This is a genomic window from Ruegeria sp. CDSA079 (assembly GCF_059612245.1).
Genome location: NZ_JBXWQF010000009.1, coordinates 81,248 through 106,840 on the forward strand (window position 1 = coordinate 81,248; position 25,593 = coordinate 106,840).

General features: G+C 54.2%; 24 protein-coding genes. 15 read left to right on the forward strand and 9 right to left on the reverse strand.

Going from position 1 to position 25,593, the window contains the following annotated elements; genetic code table 11:
- Positions 1-2 precede the first annotated feature (2 nt).
- The 8 genes from AC2FJZ_RS11760 (at position 3) to AC2FJZ_RS11795 (ending at position 8,273) form a co-directional block, all read left to right on the forward strand.
- Positions 3-926: a sugar kinase gene (locus tag AC2FJZ_RS11760; RefSeq protein WP_496777715.1), complete on the forward strand. Its 924-nt coding sequence runs from the start codon at positions 3-5 to the stop codon at positions 924-926.
- A gap of 16 nt (positions 927-942) precedes the next feature.
- Positions 943-1,686 (forward strand): ribonuclease activity regulator RraA, encoded by a 744-nt coding sequence (locus tag AC2FJZ_RS11765; protein WP_496777716.1) that lies wholly within the window; start codon positions 943-945, stop codon positions 1,684-1,686.
- Between the two features lie 322 nt (positions 1,687-2,008).
- Positions 2,009-2,662 carry a bifunctional 4-hydroxy-2-oxoglutarate aldolase/2-dehydro-3-deoxy-phosphogluconate aldolase gene (gene eda, locus AC2FJZ_RS11770; RefSeq protein ID WP_496777718.1) on the forward strand — a complete coding sequence of 218 codons (654 nt, stop codon included), beginning with the start codon at positions 2,009-2,011 and terminating at the stop codon, positions 2,660-2,662.
- The gene (locus tag AC2FJZ_RS11775) at positions 2,659-3,798 is read left to right on the forward strand and encodes a mandelate racemase/muconate lactonizing enzyme family protein (protein WP_496777719.1); all 1,140 of its coding nucleotides are present in this window, start codon (positions 2,659-2,661) and stop codon (positions 3,796-3,798) included. Before eda ends, AC2FJZ_RS11775 begins: the two co-directional genes overlap by 4 nt.
- The gene (locus AC2FJZ_RS11780) at positions 3,795-4,664 is read left to right on the forward strand and encodes an amidohydrolase family protein (protein ID WP_050605406.1); all 870 of its coding nucleotides are present in this window, start codon (positions 3,795-3,797) and stop codon (positions 4,662-4,664) included. The genes AC2FJZ_RS11775 and AC2FJZ_RS11780 overlap by 4 nt, the downstream gene beginning before the upstream one ends.
- 30 nt (positions 4,665-4,694) lie before the next feature.
- The gene (locus AC2FJZ_RS11785) at positions 4,695-5,495 is read left to right on the forward strand and encodes an NAD-dependent epimerase/dehydratase family protein (protein ID WP_496777721.1); all 801 of its coding nucleotides are present in this window, start codon (positions 4,695-4,697) and stop codon (positions 5,493-5,495) included.
- Between the two features lie 49 nt (positions 5,496-5,544).
- Positions 5,545-6,312: an HpcH/HpaI aldolase family protein gene (locus AC2FJZ_RS11790; RefSeq protein WP_496777722.1), complete on the forward strand. Its 768-nt coding sequence runs from the start codon at positions 5,545-5,547 to the stop codon at positions 6,310-6,312.
- Between the two features lie 164 nt (positions 6,313-6,476).
- Entirely contained in the window at positions 6,477-8,273 is a 1,797-nt protein-coding gene (locus tag AC2FJZ_RS11795) for an IlvD/Edd family dehydratase (protein ID WP_496672697.1), read from the forward strand.
- A 304-nt stretch (positions 8,274-8,577) separates the two neighbouring features.
- Here the strand turns inward: AC2FJZ_RS11795 and AC2FJZ_RS11800 are convergent, their stop codons facing one another.
- Both AC2FJZ_RS11800 and AC2FJZ_RS11805 read right to left on the reverse strand, forming a co-directional pair.
- Complete coding sequence (locus AC2FJZ_RS11800) at positions 8,578-8,805, reverse strand: DUF1127 domain-containing protein (RefSeq protein WP_496672699.1); 228 nt, start codon at positions 8,803-8,805, stop codon at positions 8,578-8,580.
- Positions 8,795-9,019, reverse strand: a complete 225-nt coding sequence (locus AC2FJZ_RS11805) for a DUF1127 domain-containing protein (protein ID WP_496672701.1) — start codon at positions 9,017-9,019, stop codon at positions 8,795-8,797. The genes AC2FJZ_RS11800 and AC2FJZ_RS11805 overlap by 11 nt, the downstream gene beginning before the upstream one ends.
- Before the next feature lie 130 nt (positions 9,020-9,149).
- Here AC2FJZ_RS11805 and AC2FJZ_RS11810 point away from each other — a divergent pair, with 130 nt between their 5' ends.
- Positions 9,150-10,061 carry a LysR family transcriptional regulator gene (locus AC2FJZ_RS11810; protein ID WP_496777723.1) on the forward strand — a complete coding sequence of 304 codons (912 nt, stop codon included), beginning with the start codon at positions 9,150-9,152 and terminating at the stop codon, positions 10,059-10,061.
- Between the two features lie 464 nt (positions 10,062-10,525).
- On the opposite strand, the gene yghX is transcribed toward AC2FJZ_RS11810, so the two are convergent.
- Positions 10,526-11,413 carry a YghX family hydrolase gene (yghX, locus tag AC2FJZ_RS11815; protein WP_496777725.1) on the reverse strand — a complete coding sequence of 296 codons (888 nt, stop codon included), beginning with the start codon at positions 11,411-11,413 and terminating at the stop codon, positions 10,526-10,528.
- 95 nt (positions 11,414-11,508) lie between these two features.
- Positions 11,509-12,672, reverse strand: a complete 1,164-nt coding sequence (locus AC2FJZ_RS11820) for a pyridoxal-phosphate-dependent aminotransferase family protein (protein WP_496777726.1) — start codon at positions 12,670-12,672, stop codon at positions 11,509-11,511.
- Positions 12,673-12,864: 192 nt separating this feature from the next.
- Between AC2FJZ_RS11820 and AC2FJZ_RS11825 the strand changes: the two genes are divergently transcribed.
- On the forward strand, positions 12,865-15,684 hold the full coding sequence (locus AC2FJZ_RS11825; RefSeq protein ID WP_496777727.1) for an FAD-binding and (Fe-S)-binding domain-containing protein: 2,820 nt from the start codon (positions 12,865-12,867) through the stop codon (positions 15,682-15,684).
- Between the two features lie 9 nt (positions 15,685-15,693).
- Positions 15,694-16,371, forward strand: coding sequence for a GntR family transcriptional regulator (locus AC2FJZ_RS11830; RefSeq protein WP_496777729.1), 678 nt, complete (start codon positions 15,694-15,696; stop codon positions 16,369-16,371).
- A 42-nt stretch (positions 16,372-16,413) separates the two neighbouring features.
- On the opposite strand, the gene AC2FJZ_RS11835 is transcribed toward AC2FJZ_RS11830, so the two are convergent.
- The 5 genes from AC2FJZ_RS11835 to AC2FJZ_RS11855 form a co-directional block, all read right to left on the reverse strand.
- Positions 16,414-17,490 carry an Ldh family oxidoreductase gene (locus AC2FJZ_RS11835; protein WP_496777730.1) on the reverse strand — a complete coding sequence of 359 codons (1,077 nt, stop codon included), beginning with the start codon at positions 17,488-17,490 and terminating at the stop codon, positions 16,414-16,416.
- Positions 17,480-18,352 carry an ABC transporter permease gene (locus AC2FJZ_RS11840; protein ID WP_496777732.1) on the reverse strand — a complete coding sequence of 291 codons (873 nt, stop codon included), beginning with the start codon at positions 18,350-18,352 and terminating at the stop codon, positions 17,480-17,482. The genes AC2FJZ_RS11835 and AC2FJZ_RS11840 overlap by 11 nt, the downstream gene beginning before the upstream one ends.
- A complete protein-coding gene (locus tag AC2FJZ_RS11845) occupies positions 18,349-19,158 on the reverse strand; it encodes an ABC transporter ATP-binding protein (RefSeq protein ID WP_496672716.1) in 810 nt (269 codons plus the stop codon). The genes AC2FJZ_RS11840 and AC2FJZ_RS11845 overlap by 4 nt, the downstream gene beginning before the upstream one ends.
- A complete protein-coding gene (locus AC2FJZ_RS11850; protein ID WP_234416594.1) occupies positions 19,155-20,114 on the reverse strand; it encodes an ABC transporter substrate-binding protein in 960 nt (319 codons plus the stop codon). The genes AC2FJZ_RS11845 and AC2FJZ_RS11850 overlap by 4 nt, the downstream gene beginning before the upstream one ends.
- A gap of 125 nt (positions 20,115-20,239) precedes the next feature.
- Positions 20,240-21,160 carry a fumarylacetoacetate hydrolase family protein gene (locus AC2FJZ_RS11855; RefSeq protein ID WP_496777733.1) on the reverse strand — a complete coding sequence of 307 codons (921 nt, stop codon included), beginning with the start codon at positions 21,158-21,160 and terminating at the stop codon, positions 20,240-20,242.
- A 139-nt stretch (positions 21,161-21,299) separates the two neighbouring features.
- Here AC2FJZ_RS11855 and AC2FJZ_RS11860 point away from each other — a divergent pair, with 139 nt between their 5' ends.
- From AC2FJZ_RS11860 to AC2FJZ_RS11875, 4 genes are all read left to right on the forward strand, one after another.
- Positions 21,300-21,980, forward strand: coding sequence for a FadR/GntR family transcriptional regulator (locus tag AC2FJZ_RS11860; RefSeq protein ID WP_050605393.1), 681 nt, complete (start codon positions 21,300-21,302; stop codon positions 21,978-21,980).
- 187 nt (positions 21,981-22,167) lie between these two features.
- The gene (locus tag AC2FJZ_RS11865) at positions 22,168-22,851 is read left to right on the forward strand and encodes a fumarylacetoacetate hydrolase family protein (protein WP_496777734.1); all 684 of its coding nucleotides are present in this window, start codon (positions 22,168-22,170) and stop codon (positions 22,849-22,851) included.
- 57 nt (positions 22,852-22,908) lie between these two features.
- The gene (locus AC2FJZ_RS11870; RefSeq protein ID WP_496777735.1) at positions 22,909-24,444 is read left to right on the forward strand and encodes an acyl--CoA ligase; all 1,536 of its coding nucleotides are present in this window, start codon (positions 22,909-22,911) and stop codon (positions 24,442-24,444) included.
- A 4-nt stretch (positions 24,445-24,448) separates the two neighbouring features.
- Complete coding sequence (locus AC2FJZ_RS11875; protein WP_496672728.1) at positions 24,449-25,426, forward strand: 2-dehydropantoate 2-reductase; 978 nt, start codon at positions 24,449-24,451, stop codon at positions 25,424-25,426.
- Positions 25,427-25,593 lie beyond the last annotated feature (167 nt).

A 25,593-nucleotide genomic window follows, 5' to 3' on the forward strand; every position in this document is an offset into this window, starting at 1 on the left:
ATATGCGAATTCTCGCGATAGGTGAATGCATGGCCGAAATGGCCCCAACAGACGCGCCAAGCACGTATCAAATGGGGTTCGCCGGAGACACGTTCAATACAGCTTGGTATCTGGCCCAACTCACACCCGAAACACCCTTGTCCTATTTTACCGCCGTCGGAGATGATGCCATCTCGTCCCGGATGCTGGGGGCCATGCGCGAAAGTGGGGTGGATACCCAGCAGGTGCGGGTCGTGCCAAACCGTTCTGTGGGGTTGTATCTTATCACGCTGGACAACGGGGAACGTAGTTTTACCTATTGGCGCGGTCAGTCCGCCGCACGCCTGTTGGCGCAAGACAAGCAAGCACTTGCCCACGCCATGGCGCAATCAGATCTCATATATTTCTCGGGTATCACTCTGGCAATCTTGAACCCTGAAGGGCGCGCCGCCTTGCTCGACGTTGCTCGGTCAGCGCGGCGTGCCGGAAAACGGATTGCCTTCGACCCCAATCTGCGCCCGCATCTTTGGGACAGCCCCTCTGAGATGACCGAGAACATCATGCAGGCGGCCGCCGTTAGCGATATCGCCTTGCCATCGTTCGAGGACGAGGCACGTTGGTTCAGCGACATGAACCCCGGGGCCACTTTGCAGCGCTATGCAAGGGCGGGTGCGGAAACGATCGTTGTCAAGAATGGCGCAGAAACGGTCCTTTATCGTACCCGCGGCGCAGAGGGCTCTGTCCATGTTCCGCCTCTGGCCTCGGTTGTGGACACGACTGCTGCAGGCGACAGTTTCAACGCTGGCATTCTGGCGGGGCTGGCAACGGATACACCCTTACCTGACAGCATAGCGCTGGCCTGCAAACTGGCAGGGCATGTTGTGCAAGGCAAAGGTGCACTTGTTCCTATCAACCAAAGCCTGCTCGACAGTTGCCCACGGCCTTAGCAGAAGGATCCAGCTTATGCCGAACCCTCAGCCTGCCGAAACGATCAAACTGCATCCGGATACGCTAGATCGCTTGTCAAAGGTCAGCACAGCGACTGTGGCCACGCTGCTTTACAAACGTGGTTATCAAAACGCCTATGTTCAAGGCGTTACCCCATTGGGCAAGGGCAAGCCCACTCTTGTGGGCCCGGCTTTTACACTGCGATACATTCCTGCACGGCCTGACACCGACCCGATCGAGGCGTTTCGTGAGCCAGATCACCCGCAGCGCGTGGCCGTGGATACATGTCCTGAACGCGCGGTATTGGTCATGGATTGTCGGCAGGATGCCTCGGCGGCCTCGGCAGGTTCGATCCTTTTGACGCGACTGGAAATGCGCGGAGCAGCGGGCGTTGTCACGGATGGTGGCATTCGCGACGCCGACGGTGCCGCAGCACTTGAGATGCCAGTCTTTGCTGCAAAACCGTCTGCCCCAACCAACCTTACGAAACATCATGCGGTTGATATCGGGTTGCCAATCGGGTGTGGCGGCGTGGCGGTCTATCCCGGCGACATCGTTCTGGGTGACAGCGATGGTGTCATGATTATCCCACGTCACCTCGCCGATGACATTGCGATCGAGGCAGGACCAATGGAGCTGTTCGAACGCTTCGTTCTGGAAGAGGTACGAAAAAACACCCCCGTGATCGGACTCTATCCTGCAACCGACCCAGACGTTCTTGAACGATTTGAGGTCTGGCGCGCACGGCTCTCTGACTGATGTCTGAATCGCTGCCATGTTTTGTCCAATTCTGGGACGAACTCATTTTCCTTCAGGGCTCACTCACTAAAAGGACCATCGCCTTGAGTTTAAAGAACAGCAGGGAACTAGGGCAGAAACGGATCGACAGACAAATCAAACCGCCGCGCATGACAGCTTTGGGAGCATTTAACGCTATGGAATCCGGCTTACTTGACAACTCGGCGATCGCCGCCAAAATTTTAACTGTCTCATCTGGCTTAGAAAACGCGCTGTACAAGTCGTTCCGCTTCACAGTCGGATCGGTTACACCATGCACCCAGCAAAAGGATAATTTGTCCAGATGACTATTTCTCCAAAGGCCGCGAGTTTACGGGCCCGAGAAATCTGTGCACTCGCGCCAATTGTGCCGGTTTTGGTGGTTGATGATGTCGCAACAGCCCGACCGTTGGCCGAGGCGCTTATCGCAGGCGGTTTGCCCTCGCTGGAGGTCACGTTGCGCACCCCTGCCGCTCTCGAGGTCATTCGGGTCATGAGCGGCGTCCCGGGTGGACATGTGGGGGCTGGCACACTGATAACACCCGAAGATGTTCGGGCCGCCAAAGAGGCGGGCGCTACCTTCGGTGTCTCTCCGGGTGCCACCGATGAACTGCTTGCCGCTTGTGAAGCTGAAGATTTGCCGCTCCTGCCCGGCGCCGCGACTGCGTCTGAGGCGATGCGTCTTTTGGCGCGCGGCTATGACATGCTCAAGTTCTTTCCAGCCGAGGCCTCGGGCGGGGTATCGGCACTCAAGGCTATTGGCGGGCCATTGCCGCAGATTTCCTTCTGTCCTACGGGCGGGGTCAGCGCGGCCAATGCAGGCTCGTATCTGGCGCAGCAGAACGTGGTTTGTGCTGGAAGCAGTTGGGTGGCGCCCAAAAATCTTATCGCCGCGGGCGATTGGGCGGGTATCGAAATTCTGGCTCGGGACGCGGCCCAGTTGGAGATGTGTAAATGAAGATTTCCGAGGTTTATACACATCTTCTTGACTACAAGCTTGAGACCGCCTTCGAGAGCGCAGCAACTCGTTTCACGCGGCGCCAACATGTTTTGATCGAGATTGTCTGTGATGACGGTACAACGGGTTGGGGAGAGTGCTTGGGGCCAGCGCAGCCAAACGCGGCGATCGTAAAGGCCTATGCGCCCTATTTGATTGGCCGCAATCCGCTGGATACGGAAGTTCTCTGGCAAGGCCTGTATAATCTCCTACGAGACCAAGGGCAGCGCGGTCTCACAATGACCGCACTTTCAGGAATTGATGTTGCTTTGTGGGATATCAAAGGTCACCACTTTGGCGTTCCGGTTTCGGTGCTTCTCGGGGGACGTGTTCGGGACACAGTAAAGGCATATGCGACCGGGTCATTCCGGCGCGACGGGGTCGATCGCATTTCGGACAATGCCGAGGAATGCGCAGCCCATGTCGCTGCAGGGTTCGACGCAGTCAAAATCAAGATTGGCTTTGGGGTGGAAGAAGATCTTGCAGTCATCAAGGCGGTGCGTGAAGCGATTGGCACGCATACTCGTCTGATGATTGACGCTAATCACGGGTACTCGATTCAAGAAGCGATCACTCTGGGCAACCGTGCGGCAGAGTTCGATATCGATTGGTTCGAGGAACCAGTCATTCCGGAACAACTTGACGCGTACCGTCGCGTACGCGCCGGTCAGCCTATTCCGGTTGCTGGTGGCGAGACTTGGCATGGCAGGTTTGCGTTCCGCGAGCCCCTGGAAACAGGATGTATCGATATCGCCCAGCCAGACTTGTGTGGCACTGGCGGTTTTTCGGAGATGCGCCGGGTCGTTGATATGGCAGCTCTTCATGGCGTACGTGTTGTTCCGCATGTTTGGGGAACAGCAGTGCAAATCGCTGCGAGCCTTCAGTTTGTTTCGGCCCTGCTACCAGACCCACCACGGCGGGATCCAATCGAACCGATTTTCGAGTTTGATCGGACGCATAACCCATTCAGGCAGGCGATCATCACTCACCCGATCGAACAAAAAAACGGTGTGATCGCAATTCCAAACAAACCGGGTCTGGGTATCGAGATCAATCGTGATGCATTGGCAGAGTTCGCCATGGGAGAACCCGAATGATCGAGCGCAGCTTCTCTGGCCGTGCCCCTGAGACCAAGCTGCCTGCAGGCGCCATTGATACACACCTTCACGTCTATCTTTCCGGGTTTCCAGCACTGCCAGGAGGTCCTGATCTGCCGGAGGGCCAGCCTGGGTTATCAGAGTACAGACAAGTCATGGGCTGGCTTGGCATTGACAGGTTTGTCATCACACAAGGAAATGCACATCACGCCAACCATGCGAATTTGCTGGCGGCGCTCAAAGAAACCAGGGACGTGGCACGTGGCGTGGCCGCCATTGACGGTGAAACCTCTGACGCAGAACTTGAAATGCTCAAGGATGGAGGGGTCGTTGGGACGCGTATCGTGGATCTGCCAGGGGGAGCCGTTGGGCTCAGTCAGCTCGAAGAGGTTGACGCCCGTGCTTTTGCTGCGGGCTGGATGATTGCAATTCAGTTCGATGGCTCAGACATTTCGGACCATGTTGATAGGCTCTCAAAACTGCGATCCAAATGGGTGCTTGACCACCATGGCAAATTTTTGAGGGGCGTCGCGCCAGATGGCGATGAAGTAGCAATGCTCAAACGCCTTGTCGACGGTGGCCGATGCTGGTTCAAGTTTGCTGGTTGTTATGAGTCCTCCATCGAAGGCGAACCGCATTATTCAGACGTAGCTAACGTTTCGAGGATCATGGCAGCACATGCCCCCGAGCGCATTGTGTGGGGAACGAATTTTCCTCACAATTCGGCGACAAAAACCTCGGACTACCCTAACGACGCGGCGTTGCTCGACACGGTTCTGAACTGGTTTCCAGACGACCGCGCGCGTCACCTCGCTCTCGTAGAAAACGCCGAAGAACTCTACGGTTTCCAATCTGAAGCGACGTGATCGCCGCCTGCAAAAAGTGAGAAATACAAAATGTTAAACAAACTTTTGATAACGGGCGCGGACGGCAACCTAGGGTCGATTTGCCGGTCTCGCTTGCACGGCCTTGCCGCAACCATTCGCCTTGGTGCGAGGGAAGATGTGGGCCCTGCCGGTGAAAATGAAGAGATTATGTATTGTGACTTGGGCGAAAAAGATGCGGTTGAGGCCATGGTTGAAGGGTGTGATGGGATTGTTCACATGGGGGGGCAATCGATCGAAGCACCTTGGGAAACTATAAAACAATCCAATATCGACGGTGTATTCAATCTCTATGAAGCGGCCCGAAAATCGTCGGTTACGCCGAGGATATTCTTTGCCAGTTCAAATCACGCGATTGGCTTTCACGAACAGACAACGCGGCTTGATGCCAATGCACAGGTAAGGCCGGATGGTCTGTATGGCGTGTCAAAAGTCTTCGGAGAAGCTCTCGCACGGCTCTATTTTGAGAAGTTTGGGATCGAGACAGCATTGGTCCGCATCGGTTCATCCTTTCCGGAACCAAAAAACCATCGCATGCTTGCAACCTGGTTGAGTTACGATGATCTGATATCTCTTATCGAGAGTGTTTTCATTATTCCGCGCCTGGGGTGTCCGATTATCTACGGTGCTTCGAACAACGACGCATCCTGGTGGGACAATCGTGAAACAAGCTTTCTGGGGTGGAAGCCAAAAGACAACTCCGAGATGTTTCGCGCCCGTATCGATGCCGAATGCACCCCACCTGCGAACGACGAAGTTTCCGCAGTTTATCAGGGCGGAGAATTCTGTGGTCAGGGCATTCTTGAAGAATAGCTCCAATCCGATCAGCCCATATGAGTGGACATTCTGAAAAGGTAAACTGATGCGGCCAAACAAAATTAGAGAGCATTGGGCCGCCGGACGGCCTGTAGTCAATGGATGGCTGGCGATCCCAAGCGGTTTCTCGGCCGAAACCATGGCGCATCAGGGATGGGACACGCTTACTGTTGATATCCAACATGGCGTAATCGACTACCAGAAGGCGGTCGAGATGTTCACTGCGATTTCGACAACCGATACCGTCCCAGTTACGCGCGTGCCGTGGCTCGAGCCCGGTATTTTGATGAAGGTGCTCGATGCCGGCGCTTACGGTGTTATTTGCCCAATGATCAACAACCGCGAAGATGCCGAGAACCTTGTGGCGTGGACACACTACCCGCCCAACGGAACAAGGAGTCTTGGGCCGACCCGAGGCCTCTTGTACGGAGGTTCAGACTACCCACAGCATGCCAATGACACGATCGTCGTCTTCGCGATGATCGAGACTCTGCAAGGTCTCGACAACCTTGAAGACATACTGTCGGTTCCAGGGCTCGACGCCGTATACATCGGACCTTCCGATCTTTCCCTGGCTTTAGGTTGCCGCCCGGCATTCGATGAGGTCGAGCCCCCCGTGGCCGAGGCCATTGAACTGATAGCCGCCAAGGCAAAAGAGTATGGGAAGTTCGCTGGCTGCCATAACGGAACACCGGAATACGCTTTGAAACGCATCGAAATGGGGTTCCAGTTTGTCACAATCGCGTCGGATGCCCGTTTGATGGCAGCTGCCGCGAAAGACGCTTTGGCCCTGGTGCGTGGTGGACTGTCATAGTCTGTTGGCGGTGAATTTTGGGAAGCGCGTTTCAAAAACGTGAAGCCAGACAAGTTTCCGCTACTGTACGCTGCTCAAATATGAGGACCCGCTTTTCGCGCTGTTTGGTATGTTCAAAGGTCGAAAGATCTAACCGACACACGACCAAGACTTAGGAGGCACGCATGTCACGTATGAAGCCCGAGAACCTCAGATCACGTCAATGGTTCGCCAATCCGAGTGATCCGGAAATGACCGCGCTCTATTTGGAACGTTATCTCAACTACGGGCTCACGCGCGAAGAACTGCAATCCGGTAAACCTATCATCGCAATTGCACAGACGGGCAGCGACCTAAGCCCCTGCAACCGCCACCATCTGGAGCTCGCCAAACGGGTACGGGACGGAATCATCGCAGCAGGAGGCACAGCCATCGAAGTGCCGGTCCATCCCATTCAGGAAACTGGCAAACGACCCACCGCCATGCTCGACCGTAATCTGGCATACCTGAGTTTGGTTGAATCGCTGTACGGCTACCCGATTGACGGCGTGGTGTTGATGATTGGCTGTGACAAGACGACACCGGCCCTTCTGATGGCAGCTTCAACGGTCAACATTCCAGCCATCGCTCTGTCTGTGGGGCCGATGCTCAATGGTTGGCACGAAGGGAAGCGTGCAGGGTCTGGCACTGTTATTTGGAAAGCTCGCGAACGCCTTGCTGCCGGGGAAATCTCCGCTGATGAATTCATGGATGCCGCCGCCGCATCTGCTCCCTCAGTGGGGTACTGCAACACCATGGGAACCGCCACCACCATGAACAGCTTGGCCGAAGCACTCGGCATGCAGCTACCAGGCGCGGCGGCCATTCCGGCGCCATACCGCGAACGCGGTCAGATCAGCTATGAGACCGGACAACGCATCATTAAAATGGTGTGGGAGGATCTGCGCCCGTCTGACATCATGACGCGCGCGGCTTTTGAGAATGCTATCGTGGTTAACTCCGCCATTGGCGGATCCACCAATGCGCCTATTCACCTAAATGCCATTGCGCGCCATCTAGGTGTGCCGCTTGACAACGATGACTGGCAGGCTTTGGGGCACAATGTGCCACTTTTGGTCAATCTACAGCCCGCAGGCGAGTATCTCGGCGAAGATTACCACCGCGCTGGCGGTGTTCCTGCCGTGATCGCAGAGCTGATTGCAGCTGGTCGCCTACCTCATGCAGAGGCCAAAACTGTCAACGGGCACAGCATAGCCAACAACTGCACGCGCCGGCACAGCACAAATTCCAACGTCATTAAATCTGTTGATGCCCCGCTGAAAGACAAGGCAGGGTTCATCAACTTAAAGGGCAATCTATTTGACAGCGCGTTGATGAAAACCAGTGTCATCGGGTCAGAATTTGCAAAAGCCTATCTTTCCAATCCCGATGATCCCAACGCGTTTGAGGGTCGTGCAGTTGTTTTTGATGGACCTGAAGATTTTCACAAGCGCATTGATGACCCTTCTCAGGATATCGACACCGGTTGCATTCTCGTTATGCGCGGAACCGGCCCCAAAGGGTATCCCGGCGGAGCAGAAGTCGTCAATATGCGTGCGCCATCCTATCTCTTGAAGCAAGGCGTTCAGGAATTACCCTGCATAGGTGATGGGCGCCAATCTGGCACTTCTGGCTCGCCATCAATCCTGAACGCTGCACCAGAGGCTGCCGACAATGGTGGCCTAGCAGTTCTGCAAACAGGGGATCGGATCCGCGTTGATCTTAACACCTGCACAGTCAACATTCTGATTTCCGACGCGGAACTTGAGCGGCGCAAGGACCAGTTAATCCAAAACGGTGGATATCCCGTGCCCGAAAGCCAATCTCCTTGGCAACAGTATTTCCGTGATCTGGTGCAACCCTTTGACAAGGGCATGAACCTACGCAATGCTGACGCCTATCGCGACATTGCGCGCAAGTCACTGCCTCGAGACAACCACTGAATTCAACAAAATGTGGGCACGCAGCGGGATCGTTCGCGGCGTCACATACGCATTCCAGCTTCACATCTTCATCTCGATGGTGACGGTAATCACGACTATTATGATGTCTCTCCTACCTCTCATTTTTCGCGGCTCCTGCTTGGCAGGGTGGTTTGGGCCAGCATTTTCGGGAGGAGGTGAAAATGCTGGCCCTTTGCGTTGGCGCTCCCTGTTGGCTTTTTCGCCGCCGCTTTTGCTGGCTTACTCTGGGAGGAGCGAGGACCAGCAAATTTCGTGTGAGCTTCTGACCTGAGGGTCTACTTCTCTATTCGTCAGCCATCAATTTTGCGGCATATTCCGGGATATCGGATCGCGAAATTCCGATCTGAGCGAGCTGATGGTCGTTCATATTCGAAAGTGTGGAGAGCATCCGGGCCATTTGAAAAGTCTTTAGGCCAGCATTTGCCGTAGCTCCGATCCAAGCCAGGAAGGCGATTGATGCGGTAATGGCCTGACCACGATCTGTACCAGCCGTTTGGGTATTAGCAGCCATGCGCAGCCTCCATAGCAAGTCTTTTGATGCTACTGCGCGGAATGCCCAGATCAATTAAGTCACGGTCAGATAGCGCCGAGAGCTCATAATACGTTGCGCGATAAACCCTGCGTTTGGCCTGTGCCTTTCGCATCGTGTCCAGCTTTTGATGAAAGAACGTGCGGCCAGCTTCGAAAACGACGTCCAGACCGTTGTTTGATCGAGAAATTGCCATGATATTGCCTCGTCCGTTGCTGCAATGCAGTACTTATGCTGCAATGCAGAGATAAGGGTATTTGGTAGCGCTCACAATTCGACAATTTGGCAAAGGCCCCATGCCATATTGGAACAGCAAAGGTCACGACATGGACATTTCTGCGCAAATGCTAATCTTTGCGACGGTTGTCGAGCAGGGCAGCATCTCTGCGGCTGCAAGATCAATGGGGCAGACCCCATCGGCAGTAAGTAAGCAGATCGGATTACTTGAAGATCAGGTGCACTACCGCCTTCTTAATCGCACCAGAACGGGTGTCTCTCCGACGCGAGAAGGCCAAGATTTCTATGAAAAATGCAAAGCGATGGCTGACAAGTTCAATGAAGCCAAAGCGATGATCCACAGCTTTGACGGTGTCCCACGCGGAGAACTCAGGATCGCATCCACTGTTGCATTCGGTAAGTCCCAACTGATTCCTGCTCTGCCAGAGTTCATGAAAGAGAACCCTGAGGTTCAAATGTCTTTGGATCTGACCGACCGAGAAATTGATCTTCGGAATGAAGGGTTCGATGCGGCGATCTGCTTTGCGGAACAACGCAAGAATCCAGATATTGTCCTCAGGCGCATTATGCAGAGTCGAAGGGTGCTATGTGCCTCACCTGAATACCTTGAGCGTTCTGGAACACCGTCGAATTTTGCCGAATTAGCTGAGCACAATTGCTTGAGAGTTGCTGGGAGAAGCCAACGGAACGCTTGGAACAGCATCGAACCGAACGCAGGCGAAAAATTTGAAGCAACGGGCAGCTTTGAGGGGAACAGCACGGATGTCGTCTTTCGAGCCGCTCTGGTTGGTATCGGGATCGCACGGTTGCCCTGCTATATGGCAAACAGTAAATTTAGCTCCGGCGAACTTGTCCACGTCATGCCGGAGTATGCACCACCCAGCACAGATATTGTCGTAATGTTTTCCGAAAGGCGGAATCTGGCACCAAAAACCCGCGCGTTTGTAGATTATCTCGCGCGGCGGTTTCGGGATTTCGAAGAGAACCAAATGAAGGGCTAACTACGTATAGAAACGATCGCAGTTGTCCAAGTTAATCCGATCCCATCCGCTGTGAGTGTTTAAAAGCCCAGCCGAAATTCAAATAGAACTGACGGGGCACCGCGATCAAAAATCTGGTAGCGGTTGGTGAATGCAGAATTGGTTACTTCTATCTAAGAGGAGCCTTTCTCCGAATACATGATCGATGGCTGCTATCAGCGGCATTAAAGTGATAGTGCGTTTAACCCGCAGATGAGCCGAACACCTAACGATGGATCGCTTCACCTAAAACCGCTTCGACAATACTTTCCAATCGTTTCGACTCTAATAAACATCCAATGGTTAGGATTGAAGGCCAAGACCTTGTCGCGGAAACGCTGACTGCGAAAGTCAAGTTTCTAGAGCCTTTGAGGGCTTGGCCAAGATGAATCGTGGATTGCCACGAAGCGATATCAACGCACGGCTGACTTCGTAGCTTACACCAATTACCTTAGATAGGTGTTGAACCAATCAATTGTGCGGTCCCAGGCTAGGTTTGCCATCTCCTCGTCATAGCGTGGCGTGCTGTCATTATGAAAACCGTGGTTGGCGTTGTCGTAGATGTAGGCCTCGTATACCTTGTCGTTGGCCTGCAGAGCGGCCTCAAAATCTGGCCAGCCTGTGTTGATGCGCTCGTCAAGCTCCCCCATCTGTATCAGTAACGGCGCCTGAATTTTGGCTACATCTTCGGCTGCTGGCTGGCGGCCATAGAACGGCACACCTGCGGCCAATTCGGGATAGGCCACGGCAATTGCGCTGACCACACCACCGCCGTAGCAGAAACCAACAGCGCCGACCTTCCCAGTGCAATCATCTCGGTTCAACAAGTATTCGAACCCATTGAAGAAATCGTTCATCAGCTCGACCCGATCGACGGTCTTTTGCAGCTCGCGCCCATCGGCGTCGTTGCCTGGATATCCGCCCACCAAAGTCAGACCGTCGGGGGCCAGTGCCATAAACCCGGCTTTCGCTAATCTGCGCGCCACGTCTTCGATGTAAGGATTCAAGCCTCGGTTTTCGTGGATTACCAGCACCGCGGGTAGGGGCTCTTCCACGCCAGCCGGCCGAACAAGGTACCCCCTGACATCACCGGTTCCATTTGGTGAAGGGTAGGTGATGTAGTCTGCATGGATATCGGGATCGTTGAAGGATACCTGCTCGGCCAAAGCATAATTCGGGCTAAGCATGTTCAGCAGCGCGACCGCTGATAAACCACCAACCGCGAACTTACCAGCGCGGTCCAGGAACTGGCGCTTGGTGATTTTGCCGTGCGCGTAAAAGTCGTACAGGTCCAGAAGTTCCTGGTCAAAGTCCATTGCCGTCATGCGAGTCATTGTAAGTCTCCTTATGAATAGGCAGTCAAAAAGGTTGGTTATTGTTCGATCTATGAGTCTTGGTTTGGCTGTGTTTTTAGAAACTCTGTCCAGCGCTACGCAGCCTTGAGATGTTCCAAGGCAGCCTGAGCGCCGCCTTCGTTATGTGGCATACCGCTCTTGGTTAGCCCCATTTCTACGCCAGAAAGGGTGGCCATCAACATTAGGTCGTTGAAGTCGCCCAAATGACCAATGCGGAATACCTTGTCGGCTACCTTGGACAGACCATTTCCTAGTGAGATGTCATAATGCTCAAGCGCCGTAGCACGAAACGCATCGGCGGAGTGACCTTCTGGGACCTTAACCGCAGTCAAGACGCCCGATTCCTGACCTTGATGTGTGCACAAAACCTCAAGACCCCAGGCGCGCACGGCAGCCCGTGTCGCGGCTCCGTGTCGGGCATGACGGGAAAAAACATTGTTCAACCCCTCTTCGTGCAACATGTCTATGGCCTCATTTAATCCATAGAGAAGATTGGTGCCGGGGGTGTAGGGAAAGAAGCCCTTCTGATTTGGCCCGACCATATCCTGCCAATCCCAGTAACTTCGCGGCGTGGTCACAGATTTTGAGTGTTTCAGCGCCCGGTCACTCACGGCGTTGAAGCTCAGACCAGGCGGTAACATCAGTCCTTTTTGCGAGCCGGAGACACACACATCGACCCCCCAGTCATCGAACCGAAAATCAATCGACGCAAGGCCGGATATGGAGTCCACGATCAGAAGCGCAGGGTGTTTCGCTGCGTCTATGGCCCTGCGCACTTCCTCAATTGGTGAGACTGACCCGGTAGACGTTTCGTTGTGGACGACGCACACCGCCTTGATGTCGTGCTGCTCATCCGCACGTAGACGGTCTTCAATCAGATTGGGGTCAGCGCCGCCACGCCAATCTCCTTCAATCAGCTCTGGGTGCAATCCTAGTTTTCCAGCCAAGTTGCACCACATGAAGGCGAAATGCCCTGTTTCGAACATCAGAACTTTTTCGCCAGGCGAAACCGTGTTCACAAGTGCGGCTTCCCATGCACCGGTGCCGGATGAAGGATAGATAAAGACGTTCTGTTGTGTCTTGAAAATCGTCTTCATACCATTGAGGGCTTTATTCCCGACTTCTGCAAAATTGGGTCCTCGATGATCAATGGTCTGCGTGCTTATGGCTCTCAGGATGCGATCTGGCACAGCGCTTGGCCCTGGAATCTGCAAAAAGTGTCTACCCGCCTGACGCATTTGAACTGATCCTTACGCTGGTGCCAAAAGAGTGGCGCTATTACCTATTGCAAAAGTTAATTATGAATTCATTATTCAGTCAACGGTGAAGTGAAACGTCTAACTGGGGCTTACAGGGAAGGGAAGGCGAACCTGATGGTAGAGAATGGATCGTTGTACCGCCGACTGTTGTCTGATGTACGGGGGGAAGTGATGTCAGATCCGGCATCGCTTGCTCGATACTCGACCGATGCCTCAATCTATCAGATGATACCGGACGCTGTGGTGATCCCCCGGTCCACAGAAGATGTCCAAGCCGTGATGTCCATTGCGCGAGACGAAGGAAGTTCGGTTCTGCCTCGCGGCGGCGGCACGTCGCAATGCGGGCAAACTGTCAATCAGGGTGTTGTGCTGGACAACACAAAACACTTGAATCGTATTCTAGACGTAGACGTTGAGAAGCGTATTGCGCGCGTTCAGCCCGGTGTTGTTCTGGATAAATTGAACGAAGCTTTGAAGAAGCATGGCCTGTGGTTTCCCGTGGATCCCTCTACAGCGTCTCGTTGCACTCTTGGGGGGATGGCCGCAAACAATTCTTCAGGCGGAAAGTCTCTGCGATACGGGATCATGCGAGACAACGTCCGTGCGATAAACGCAATCCTGGTTGACGGCATGGAAGCGCGGTTCAGCGCTGATACGGCCGCATCAGGCGATTATGCGGATCTTGTTGGTGATATGCGCGCTCTTGGGCGTCGCGAGGCTGCTGAAATTGACGCTCGTTTTCCCAAAGTCCTGCGCCGTGTGGGCGGGTACAATATCGACGCCCTTGTAGGTAACGACATCAACATGTCCCATTTATTGGTGGGGTCTGAAGGCACATTGGCCTATTTCACAGAATTGGAATTAAGCCTGGCACAGTTGCCGGGCGCGAAAGTTACTGGTGTGTGCCATTTCCCGACATTCCGTGCTGCAATGGAGGCCACCCAGCACATCGTGACACTCAACCCCCAGGCGGTAGAGTTGGTCGACGACACCATGATTGCGTTGGGGCGTGAAATCCCATTGTTTCGCGAAACGATTAATGCATTTGTTGAAGGCAATCCCGAAGCCCTGCTGCTGGTGGAATTCGCCGAGGGTAGCGCCGAGGCAAATTCCGCAAAACTGGTCGAACTTTCGCAACTGATGGGAGATCTCGGGTTTGCTTTCAGCGGTGCGGAAAACCGGTGGGGCGGCGTTGTCTCTGTTACGGACAACTCTTTGCAGAATGCTATCGCCGAGTACCGAAAATCCGGGTTGAATGTCATGATGTCGATGAAAGAGGCAGGCAAACCGATCTCTTTTGTCGAAGATTGCGCCGTCCCTTTGCCCGACCTCGCCGATTACACCGCTGGCCTAACCGAAATATTTGCCCGGCATGGCACAAAGGGAACATGGTACGCGCATGCCTCGGTGGGGTGTCTGCACGTGCGCCCTGTGCTGAACATGCGGCAAGACAAAGACGTCCGGACAATGAGGGCGATCGCCGAAGAAACATTTGATCTGGTCAAAAAGTATAAAGGATCTCATTCAGGTGAACATGGTGACGGGATCGTACGATCAGAATTTCATGAAAAGATGTTCGGTAAGCGTATCGTTTCTGCGTTTGAGCAGGTTAAGAACCGGTTTGATCCTAACGGGGTAATGAATCCCGGCAAGATCGTGAACGCGCCTGCCATGGATGACCGCCGACTGTTCCGCTACGGCCAGGACTATTCGGTTCCTGAATTCGAAACGACGCTGGACTGGTCCGCTTGGCCGGGTTCCGCAGGAGGGTTTCAGGGCGCCGTCGAGATGTGCAACAATAATGGTGCATGCCGCAAGCTAAAGGGGGGCGTTATGTGCCCATCTTTTCGAGCGACCCGAAACGAGCGTGATGTTACGCGTGGACGGGCAAATACGCTGCGGTTTGCGATCAGCGGGCAGATGCCGGGCGGTTTGTCGTCAGATGCCATGTTGGACACAATGAAGTACTGCGTGTCCTGTAAAGCTTGCGCTCGGGAATGTCCGACTGGCGTCGACATGGCGCGAATGAAAATCGAAGTATTGTCAGCGAAACGTAAAAAAGATGGGCTGACGTTGGCAGACAAATTGATAGCTTACCTGCCCAGATATGCGCCAAAAGCCGCGAAAGTCGCGTGGCTTATGAATTTACGAAACAAAATTGGACCCTCGCGTAAACTATTGGAGGGACCGACTGGTATTTCAGCGCGACGTGATCTGCCAGTGTGGTCTTCTACTCCGTTCCGTGATGCCGAGGTTCAGGACAATGATCCGCAGGTGTTGCTGTTTGCCGATGTGTTCAACCGGTATTTCGAGCCGGAAAATTTACGCGCTGCTGTCCGGGTTTTGCGGGCAACAGGACTTCGGGTGGCCGTGGCGCGAGACAAGCGATCTGACCGGGACTTGGATTGCGGACGTACTCTCTTAGCTATGGGCTGCGTCGACGAAGCGCGTCACGAGGCACAGCGTGTGATTGACGCGACGCAAGAGGCGGTTGCAAAAGGTGTGCCGGTAGTCGGACTCGAACCGTCCTCTATCCTCACTTTCCGGGATGAATTTACAGGTCTTTGCTCGGGGTCGGAAGCAGAGTCGTTGTCTGACGCCACGCATACCTTCGAAGAATTTCTGGCCAATCAGCCGGACTTGCCCTTGAAGCCGTTGGATCGCCCGATCTATTTGCATGGGCATTGCCACCAGAAAGCTCACGATGCTGTCACACCGGTGCTTGACCTTTTGAAGCGTATTCCGGGGGCACAAGTTCACATGATTGAAAGCGGTTGTTGCGGCATGGCCGGGGCGTTTGGATATGCGCCTGACACTATCGATGTTTCGATAAAGATGGCACAACTCGACTTGTTCCCGGCGTTGGAAGCGGCGCCTATAGATGCAGTTATCGTGGCAGACGGGACATCTTGCCGCCACCAAATCGCCGAAGGTACGCAACGCCAAGCTATGCACGTCGCACGCCTTTTGGATATGGTTCTTGATGTTTAGGAAATGGAAATGAACCTGACGGACAGCATTAATCGCCCGACCCTTCATGAAGAACTGGTCGAAAGGCTGCGTAACCTGGTTGTCGAAGATGTTCTAAAGCCGGGTGAAAAAGTGCCCGAGAAACAGCTTTGCGACTCGCTGGGGGTCTCACGGACACCACTGCGAGAAGCCCTAAAGGTGCTTGCATCAGAAGGCTTTGTGGTACTTCAGGCCAACCGGGGAGCCCGCGTCGCAAGTGTCACGCGAGAGGAATTGGAGAAAACGTTTCCAGTGCTTGCAACGCTTGAGCAACTGGCGGGAGAGTTGGCATGTCAGCACATGGATTCCGCTGAAATCGAACTAGTCGAACGTCGCCACGTCGATATGCTGAAAGCCTATAAATCGAGTGATCGCCAGGCATATTTTAAGGCCAATCAGGACATTCATCAGGCACTGATACGTGGCGCGCGAAACGATATCCTTGAAAGCCACCACAAGCTGTTGGCCGCACGGGTCCGCCGCGCCCGTTTTATGGCCAACTTGTCGGACGAGCGCTGGGCGCAGGCCATTGACGAACATGAAGCCATGATGAAGTTGCTCAGGGACCGAGATGCAGATGGGCTTGGAAAGTCCATGAAGCATCACATGATGAACAAGCTTTCTGCTCTTGTGAAAGCGCTGGAGGCAGAGGGCGAGACACCTCGCTAAACTCTCGTCAAAAGCGCCTACCAGCTTCCCACGGATGCGCTGCTAGTCGGCACTGAGACTAGGAAACAGAGGGGATAGCCCACAGTCCTCAGCAAGTTTGTTGAGATCTCTACAAAGAGCGGGGTTCAGCCTCACACCGTCTTTGCGGCGGGCCTCTGCAGCAGCCGTTTTGCCGTCTCCGGGCAAGCGCACCGGGTCATGACCGGGCAGGGGGGGAGATGCGCGCATTTCAGAAAACACGCGGGCTGCCCTAGAAGCAAATTCTTTGTCCATTCCAAAAGCTGCCGGATCAAGCGCCATTACAAATTGCCCTGTGTTTGTGGACGATGTCGTGTCTGAGGTGAAGTTAACCACATCAGAGCCGAAGGCCGCGCCGTTTAACACCCCGGCCATCAATCCGATAGCTACGGAAAGACCGAACCCTTTCGGACCCCCAATCGGCAACAGAAACCCTTCTGACTTGAGCGCAGGGTCCGTCAATGGGTTTCCATCACGCCCAACCATCCAGCCCTCGGGCATAGGCTTGCCTTGCTGCAACAGGGTTTTGATCTTACCCATCGCGGCTACGGTCGTCGCCATATCAAACACAAACGGGTCGGGACCATCGGCAGGGGCGGAAAAAGCAATGGGATTGGTGCCAAGAAGCAAATCGCTACCGCCATAAGGCGGGACGTGGTTCGCGCTGCCCACTGCCGCGGCCATACCAAGCAGCCCTGCCTCGGCTTGTGGACGTACATAAAGTGCCAGTGGTCCCGCATGATTGCCGCGCCGAACACCAACCCATCCGATGCCGGCCTCTTTTGCCTTTTCAATTGCAAGATCCCGGGCCGCCGACATAGCCAGATGGCCGAGGCCGTCATCTCCGTCGATCAAAGCGGTTGCAACAGTCTCATGTACTACTGTGACTTTTGGCGTAGGATTAGAGCCGCCTCCCGCCAGCCGGGCTAGGTACTGTCGCAGGCGAAAGACACCGTGCGTGCCGTAGCCATAAATGTCGGCCTCAACCATCGTCGAGGCCACCTTGTCCGCGTCTGATTTTGGCACACCTCGAGTTTCGAGTGCGGCCGCCACAAATTCACGCAGGGTGTGGCAGTCTATTTTCACAGGCTCAGAAGTCATCTCTTCCTACTTGTTCTTTGTGCCAGAACACCAATTTACGCTGTGTCCAAACCACCGACGCAAATACGACCAGACCAACAAGGCTGAGATACAGGATCAACGAGAAGACGCGCGGCGTGTTGAGCTGCGAGGCCGCAACCCGGATAAGTTCGCCAAATCCCTTGCCACCACCCAGGAATTCTCCTGTGATTGCGCCAGCCATTACGCCGACCGCTCCGATCTTGAGGCCAGTGAAAACCTGCGGTAGGCCAGTTGGCAATTTCATCTTGATCAATGTCTGCATCCGACTTGCACCCATCGTCTTGAAAAGCATACGCGCGTTTTCGTCGGCAGCGTGAAGCCCGGCCGCAGTACCAACAACGATTGGAAATGTTGCGATAAAGGCAGCAAGCGCGACCTTTGATTCAATGCCAAAACCCAACCACGCTACAAAGAGTGGGGCAAATGCCACCTTTGGCATGGTATCTATCGCCACCAGGTAAGGCATCACTGCCTTTTCACCAAATGCCGTTTCCCCCACCAATACGCCCAGCGAAAAACCGATCGCGATTGCCAGTGCAAAACCATAGATAACTTCTTTGATTGTGATCCACAGCGCCCCAAGCATGTAGCCGCCAGTCAATAGATTTTGACCCACGAAGATCATATCTTTCAGGGTTTCCAACGGTGTAGGCAGAATGATCGGGGAAACCAACCTAAGGCTCGTCACAATTTGCCAAGTGCCGACGAAAACCACGAAGACAAAGGTCATCGCCAGCCAGCGTGGGACCGAGTCTAAAAAGTGAACTTTTTGTTCCCATACCGTGTCTTCTGCGGTGTCGGCGTCTTTTAGGGCAGGTGAGTAGTTATGAACGTCGCTCACATTTCTTCTCCCTTATCCAGGAGGCCGCGAATGTAGTCTACAATAGCGCCAAACTTGGGCGTGGTCATCATATCCAACGTGCGCGGGCGTGGCAGGTCGACCTTCACAATTTCGGCAATCCTGCCCGGGCGTGGTTTTAGCACGACGATTTCGTCGGACAAAATCACGGCTTCCTGAATAGAGTGCGTAACAAGAAAAGCAGTCGCATCCTGTTCATGGCAAATCCGCTGCAGTTCCATATTCATCATGTCGCGTGACAGCTCGTCCAGCGCGCTGAATGGTTCGTCCAACAAAAGCACGGCTGGTTCTGTGATCAGCATACGGCAGATTGAGGCGCGCTGCGCCATGCCGCCCGACAATTCGTTCGGGTATACGTTTTCGAATCCCTTCAAACCCACGATGTCCAAAAGTTCGTGAGCCTTGCCCATTGCTTGCTTCGCGGCTGCCTTGCCGTCGCGGATCTCGATTGGCAACACGATGTTTTCCACTGCTGTTTTCCAGGGAAATAGTGTCGCCTGTTGGAACATCATGCCAATGTCTCGACGGGGTCCGGTTACTGGCATGCCCTGTAGGATCACACGCCCTTTGGTGGGAGGGATCAGACCCGCCATGATCTTGAGCAGAGTTGACTTCCCGCACCCGCTGGACCCAATGACAGAAGTGAAACTTCCTTTCCGTAGCGTCAGATTAATATCCTCAAGCGCAACAACAAGGTTGCGTGCATAGGTCTTGCTTAAATGGGTCAATTCGTAGACCGGCGTGCCCAAGGGCGCGCCGGAAAACTTTTGTGCGGCTGCAGCGTTCATTTGCTGGCGGCCTCGTTGCCAATGGCGGCAAATTCATTGGTCCAGGCGGCGCTCAAGTCATCAAGCGGTCCCGGAATTTCGCCCCCTGCGACAAGCGCGTCTTGCCATTCTTGCCAAACCTCGGCGGGGTACCATCCCAGACCATTGCTTGGATCCGCTGCTATGGTCTTCGAGCGTACGGCATCGAACAGCGCTGCCTGGAATTCCTTGTCTTCGCCTTCCTGCGGATTGCCGTCCGCCAGATGCTTCAGCACAGCTTCACGGTTAGCATCGTCGAGAGCAAAGGCATGGCCACGTGCGAACGCGCGGCTCCAGGCCTCGACCAATTCGCGATCGTTGGCGATTGTGTCAGCCATTGTGGCGATACCGTTTCCGAAGAAACGCCCGAATTCCGCTGGCGTGATGTCGCGCACCTTCATTCCGCGCTGGTTCAGGATTGCTGTATCAGCCGTCGAAGCAGAATATGCGTCGATTTCACCGTTCAGGAAAGCTGCTGTCGCCGGGCCGCCGTCGCCAACGGTAAGAAATGTGAAATCCTCACCTTCTTTCATACCTGCACCGGTCAAGACGTTGCGTGCAAAACCCACTTCGGCACCGTCTGCGGTGCCGGTTCCGATAACCTTTCCGCGCAGTTCCTCAACGCTTTGGACTTCAGAGTCTTCCGGCACCGCGATGCCGAAGTTGCTGCGTGCCGCAACGTTGTAGATATGTACGGCATCCACATCGCGCGACCGCGCTGCAATCAGAGGTCCGGGTCCAGGGCGACCGAAATGCGCTTGCCCGGCAGACAATGCCTGAAGCACGGCGCCTGAGCCGTTGATAGCCTCGACGGTCACGTTCAATCCTTCATCTGCGAAGTACCCTTCTCCAATGGCGACAAACACAGGAAATGAGTTGATTGCCGAAGGGCTGGGTTGCACGAAGGTGATTTCACGCAAGTCTTGCGCAAAACCCATTGTTCCTAGTGCTCCTGCTACCGGAACAGCAGTAAGCAGGGACGCTGTGAAAGTCCTTCTGTTCATCATTGTAGTCTTCCTCCCTTGAATGTTGACGCCTCACAGCGATTGCTGCGTAGGAGCCATTATACGGCGCGCACTGTGTTCCTTAGCGTGCCGATTTCGGAAACCTCGCAAACTACGACGTCCCCGTTTTTCAAAAACTGCGGCGGTTCCATTGCGTATCCGACGCCTGACGGCGTACCTGTCGCTATGATGTCTCCCGGTTCCAGTGTCAGGCCTTCAGACAAGGATGCGATCAACGTTGGAATGTCGAATATCATGTCCGACGTCATCCCGTTTTGGCGCTGGTCACCGTTAACTGTCAGTCCGATCGACAGAGCTTGCGGATCGCTGATGGCATCGGCAGTCACGATGCAGGGACCAATTGGGCAAGATCCATCCAACCCTTTGCCTTTGAAGTACTGGCCGCCATGGCGGCGCTGTATGTCTCGGGCGGTTATGTCGTTCAGAATAGAATACCCAAAGACATGATTAAACGCATCTGCCTTGGTGATGTTACGCCCGCGCTTCCCTATCACGACTGCCAACTCGACTTCGTAGTCGATGGACTGCGACACCGAGGGAAAGAGCAGGATGTCAGCGTCTGGCGCAACGACCGAGGTCGGCGGCTTGGTAAAGAAAACCGGATGCTCGGTGATGCCGATTTTCTCTTTTTGCGCCCGTTCGCCTTCTGCGATGTGCTCAGCGTAGTTTCGCCCCACGCAGAAAACGTTCTTACGCGGCGTGGGAATGGGCGACAGAAGAGGCGCGTCTTCGGGGACGAGCAGGTCCTTGAGTTCGCCTGCCTCACCTGCGGCAACAACGGCACTCAACGCTTCCAGCGCGGTCTGACCGCCTTCGATAACCAGCTGCATCGTGCTTACATCAAGAGCCGTATCCGGCATGAGCATCTTAATCGCACGCGAAACATCCAACCTGCTTCCATTGGGAAGCAATGCGACGCAAACGGCGTGGCTATCTACTGAAACAGTCGCTAAACGCACTTGGCTCTCCTACTACATGCTGGTGCCCACTTAGGTCACCGATCTTGGCAGGCGACTCAGATTTGGTTGTCACTTGCCCTTGAGTTTTTGCCGACTTGGCGTTTCAATCAATCAACCAATCAGCAAATTGGGTGGCAACGTGAGTGAGCCTACAGAACTTTCGCAACGTGTCCGGGACCTGATCGACAATGCTGGGTACCGGCACAACGATAGGCTTCCGCCTGAAAGGGAACTGTGCCAACGGCTGGGCACAACCAGAAATCAGCTGAGGCGCGTATTGGCTGAACTTGAGGCGCAGGGGCTTATCTGGCGGCATGTTGGTCGGGGCACTTTCGTCGGTGCCCGACCGGTTCTCAATCTGACGGACGTGACCTATCTGGGTGACCAGATCAAGCCAGAACAGGTTGTGGGAGTGCGATTTACGATCGAGCCGCAGCTTAGCCGCCTTGCCGCGCTTCATTCTACGCGCTCGGACCGCGAGCAAATGAGGCTCTGCGTTGAGAGGTGCCGAGCCGCAGAGGACTGGCGCACTTATGAAGCGTGGGACAACAATTTGCATCATGCGATAGCCCGGGCAACGCGTAACCAGCTTTTCCTGTATTTCTTCGAGACCCTGAATTCCGTTCGAAGGTCCATTGTGTGGGGGCAACCTCGTAAAACCTATAAACCCCCCGATGATTATTCCAGCTTTCGAGAGCATGACTTGATCCTGTCGGCGATATCGAGTGGGGACGGAGAAGAGGCGGCGCAGGCCATGTTGGCTCATCTGAGATCCGTTTACTCCCGTGTTTTGCCAGCTAGTCTTGAGGCCGACCACTAAACCAGCGCCCGACCAATTTTGGAAATGGTTGGGTTAAGCTGCGGCTGAACCTCTTGCAAATAGACGGTCACATTGGCGATGACTGAGGCAACAGCTACGTCCTTTCGGGCGTGGTACCGCATCGATCGGAACAAGGCCACAGATTGGCAAACCGATCTTTGGCAACGAAACGTTCAGGAGGAAAGCGATGCACGATCATGTAATTCCCGCGGCGAAGGTTCACGAAATACCGGTAGAAGGCGGTGGCCGGTTTCCGGTACGTCGGGTTTATTGCATTGGTCGAAACTACGCGGCGCACGCTATAGAAATGGGCCACGACCCAAATCGTGAACCCCCATTTTTCTTTCAAAAGAATCCTGACAATCTCGATCCATCCGGAGAATTTCCATATCCTGCTCACAGCTCAGACGTACATCATGAAGCTGAAATGTATGTGGCGCTTAAATCCGGCGGCACGAAAATTTCTGTGGAAGATGCTCAGGATCATGTCTACGGCTACGGGCTTTCACTCGATATGACCCGTCGAGATCTACAGGGCGAAATGAAGAAAATGGGTCGCCCTTGGGAAATCGGGAAGGCATTTGAGCGCTCAGCTCCATGCGGACCGGTGCACAAAGCAGAAGAAGTTGGAGCACTCGACGACGGCGCAATTCGCCTAACGGTGAACGGGGAAATTAGGCAGGAAGGTGATTTGAACCAGATGATCTGGAAAGTCCCTGAAATGATCTCATACCTGAGCGATTACTTTGAACTTGCTGCCGGAGACGTTATCCTTTCTGGAACTCCTTCTGGCGTTGGCCCCGTCAACCGAGGTGATGTGATGGTTTTGACGGTCGACAAATTGGGTAGCCTAACTGTCAAGGTGACATAGCAACTACACCGAACCCTCTCTGCGAAATAGGCCAATGCTTTTGTAAACGGATCCCGGATGCCCCACTTAGTCGCCGAATTGATCGCACCCCATTCTGGCACTTCAAACGCTATCGGTGCCCCTGGTCGATCTTGGTTGAACTACCTCGGGCTGCGTGAGCTTTGCGCAAAGGTCAAAAAAGATCTCCATCAGATCGGAGTAGGTCGCGGCGACCGAGTGGCAATTGTGTTGCCCAATGGCCCCGAAATGGCGGCGGCTTTCGTATCCGTTGCCCAAGTGGCGACGACGGCACCTTTGAACCCGGCATACACTTACGAAGAATACGTTTTCTACCTCAAAGACCTGAAGGCCAAGGCCCTTCTTGTAAACGAAAACGACGATGGACCTGCCGTAATAGCTGCTGGGGACCTTGGCATCGCAATCTTGAGGGCCTCTCACGACAGCTTACATTCGGCCGGTCAGTTTTCTATTTTGTCCTGTGACCCAATTGGCACGGCTGACACATCCGCGCCGGGTGAAGATGATGTCGCCCTGATACTGCACACGTCAGGAACTACGTCGCGTCCCAAAATCGTCCCTCTGACGCAGGCCAATATCTACGCATCCGCGCGAAATGTGGCTTTGTCTTTGAAACTGACCATCGACGATCGCTGTCTGAGCGTTATGCCGCTGTTTCATATCCACGGGTTGATTGCGGCTGTTGCCGCGTCTTTAGGTGCTGGATCTCAAATTAGCTGCGCCCCAGGGTTCAACGCGCTCAGCTTTTTCTCTCAAGTCGCTGAAGTCGACCCGACCTGGTACACCGCAGTTCCGACAATGCATCAAGCTATTCTCGCCCGAGCTGCACGAAACCAATCGATCATTGAGCAATCGCGATTGCGCTTTCTTCGATCTTCTTCTGCTTCGTTGCCGGGCCCGGTAATGGAAGAGTTGGTGGCAACATTTAATGCGCCCGTCATCGAAGCCTACGGCATGACTGAGGCGACACATCAAATGTGTTGCAACCCGCTTACTCCCCAAACTCAAAAACCCGGATCTGTTGGAATAGCAGCAGGTCCCGAAGTCAGAATTGCAGACGAGAACGAAAATGTTCTGATCTCTTCGAGGGACGTCGGAGAAATCGTTATCAGTGGTCCGAACGTGACGCTGGGTTACGAAAGCAACCCGCAGGCAAATGCCGAAAATTTCTTTGAAGTGGGCGGGAAAACTTGGTTTCGCACTGGTGACCAAGGGTCGTTCGACGAAGAGAACTACCTGCGACTGACCGGTCGTCTTAAGGAGCTTATCAATCGCGGCGGAGAGAAAATCAGTCCGCTCGAAGTTGATGCCATTCTATTAAGCCATCCGGACGTTGCACAGGCAGTTTGTTTCGCTGTGCCCCACGAAAAATTGGGCGAAGATATCTCTGCGGCGGTCGTGCTCGCCGAAGGTGCCTCAATCGCAAGTCAGGAAATTAGGGATTTTGTCGGTTCTCGGCTCGCTAAATTTAAAGTGCCGAGTTCAGTAGTTATACTCGAAGAGATACCGAAGGGTGCGACAGGCAAAATACAAAGAATAGGGCTGGCCGCAAAACTGGGGCTGGCGGAGGCATAGACACATGAAAATCTGTATCTTTGGTGCCGGAGCTATCGGAGGTTACATTGCCGCGAAGCTCGCGCAGACCGACGTGGACGTTAGTGTCGTCGCGCGAGGCCCCCATCTGGCTGCAATGCAAGAAAAAGGGCTGACTCTTCTTGAGAATGGGGAAAATCCAATAAACGTCCCAATACGTGCCTCAGACAATGCTTCCGATCTCGGGCCACAAGACTACGTCTTCATCACACTGAAAGCGCATTCCGTTCCAGCAGTCGTAGACTCAATGCAGCCGTTGATTGCAGACGAAACAACCATAGTAAGTGGAGTGAACGGGGTGCCCTGGTGGTATTTCCACAAACTGGGCGGCCCTTACGAGGGAACGAGGTTGGCGTCAGTCGATCCGGGTGACGTTCAGTGGGACGGTTTTGGACCAGATCGTGTCCTCGCATGTGTCGTCTATCCAGCCGCCGAGGTCATTGCTCCAGGATCAATCAAGCATATCGAAGGCAATCGTTTTTCGTTGGGCGAGCCCGATGGTTCTAAATCAGACCGCGCTGCTGAGCTTTCGGCTGCGCTATCTGCCGCGGGACTGCGTGCGCCCGTCAGACCAAGAATCCGGGATGAAATTTGGCTGAAACTGTGGGGTAACTTGTCGTTCAACCCGATTTCAGCTCTTACCCACTCAACACTTGATGTCTTGTGTGCCGACGAAGGCACACGCTCCGTGGCACGCGGAATGATGCTCGAGGCTCAGGAAGTAGGTGAAAAACTTGGGGTTAAGTTCCCGATAGATGTTGAAAAACGCCTCGACGGCGGAGCGGCTGTCGGTGCGCACAAAACCTCAATGTGGCAGGATTTGGAGTTGCGCCGACCGATGGAAATTGATGCCTTGGTCACTTCGGTGCAAGAACTGGGGAAACTTACAGGAATCTCAACGCCCATAATCGACACCGTAGCATCACTGATCAAACTGAGGGCAAAGGTTGCAGGTCTTTATTAAAGTCTTTGTGGGCCTTGCAACGAGAGCATTGCTTGAGGTGGACAACTGAGGCTGGTTCGAACGTGTCATACAGCGTCTTTGGGAGTTTTCCTGCACCTTCGATGACAGTTAGCTCCTCGTTTTGGGTTAGAAATTCTTGTCGTTTGGGTCGGAATTGAGTGACGCGA

What these genes read in the sequence shown, in the direction of transcription:
- AC2FJZ_RS11820 (WP_496777726.1), bottom strand. Translation starts at nt 12,672, where the DNA reads ATGCGTCAGGCGGGTAGACACTTTTTGCAGATTCCAGGGCCAAGCGCT.
- eda (WP_496777718.1), top strand. Translation starts at nt 2,009, where the DNA reads ATGACTATTTCTCCAAAGGCCGCGAGTTTACGGGCCCGAGAAATCTGT.
- AC2FJZ_RS11790 (WP_496777722.1), top strand. Translation starts at nt 5,545, where the DNA reads ATGCGGCCAAACAAAATTAGAGAGCATTGGGCCGCCGGACGGCCTGTA.
- AC2FJZ_RS11845 (WP_496672716.1), bottom strand. Translation starts at nt 19,158, where the DNA reads ATGAACGCTGCAGCCGCACAAAAGTTTTCCGGCGCGCCCTTGGGCACG.
- yghX (WP_496777725.1), bottom strand. Translation starts at nt 11,413, where the DNA reads ATGACTCGCATGACGGCAATGGACTTTGACCAGGAACTTCTGGACCTG.
- AC2FJZ_RS11760 (WP_496777715.1), top strand. Translation starts at nt 3, where the DNA reads ATGCGAATTCTCGCGATAGGTGAATGCATGGCCGAAATGGCCCCAACA.
- AC2FJZ_RS11785 (WP_496777721.1), top strand. Translation starts at nt 4,695, where the DNA reads ATGTTAAACAAACTTTTGATAACGGGCGCGGACGGCAACCTAGGGTCG.
- AC2FJZ_RS11775 (WP_496777719.1), top strand. Translation starts at nt 2,659, where the DNA reads ATGAAGATTTCCGAGGTTTATACACATCTTCTTGACTACAAGCTTGAG.
- AC2FJZ_RS11780 (WP_050605406.1), top strand. Translation starts at nt 3,795, where the DNA reads ATGATCGAGCGCAGCTTCTCTGGCCGTGCCCCTGAGACCAAGCTGCCT.
- AC2FJZ_RS11825 (WP_496777727.1), top strand. Translation starts at nt 12,865, where the DNA reads ATGTCAGATCCGGCATCGCTTGCTCGATACTCGACCGATGCCTCAATC.
- AC2FJZ_RS11805 (WP_496672701.1), bottom strand. Translation starts at nt 9,019, where the DNA reads ATGGCAATTTCTCGATCAAACAACGGTCTGGACGTCGTTTTCGAAGCT.
- AC2FJZ_RS11870 (WP_496777735.1), top strand. Translation starts at nt 22,909, where the DNA reads ATGCCCCACTTAGTCGCCGAATTGATCGCACCCCATTCTGGCACTTCA.
- AC2FJZ_RS11850 (WP_234416594.1), bottom strand. Translation starts at nt 20,114, where the DNA reads ATGGGTTTTGCGCAAGACTTGCGTGAAATCACCTTCGTGCAACCCAGC.
- AC2FJZ_RS11800 (WP_496672699.1), bottom strand. Translation starts at nt 8,805, where the DNA reads ATGGCTGCTAATACCCAAACGGCTGGTACAGATCGTGGTCAGGCCATT.
- AC2FJZ_RS11830 (WP_496777729.1), top strand. Translation starts at nt 15,694, where the DNA reads ATGAACCTGACGGACAGCATTAATCGCCCGACCCTTCATGAAGAACTG.
- AC2FJZ_RS11765 (WP_496777716.1), top strand. Translation starts at nt 943, where the DNA reads ATGCCGAACCCTCAGCCTGCCGAAACGATCAAACTGCATCCGGATACG.
- AC2FJZ_RS11810 (WP_496777723.1), top strand. Translation starts at nt 9,150, where the DNA reads ATGGACATTTCTGCGCAAATGCTAATCTTTGCGACGGTTGTCGAGCAG.
- AC2FJZ_RS11875 (WP_496672728.1), top strand. Translation starts at nt 24,449, where the DNA reads ATGAAAATCTGTATCTTTGGTGCCGGAGCTATCGGAGGTTACATTGCC.
- AC2FJZ_RS11795 (WP_496672697.1), top strand. Translation starts at nt 6,477, where the DNA reads ATGTCACGTATGAAGCCCGAGAACCTCAGATCACGTCAATGGTTCGCC.
- AC2FJZ_RS11835 (WP_496777730.1), bottom strand. Translation starts at nt 17,490, where the DNA reads ATGACTTCTGAGCCTGTGAAAATAGACTGCCACACCCTGCGTGAATTT.
- AC2FJZ_RS11865 (WP_496777734.1), top strand. Translation starts at nt 22,168, where the DNA reads ATGCACGATCATGTAATTCCCGCGGCGAAGGTTCACGAAATACCGGTA.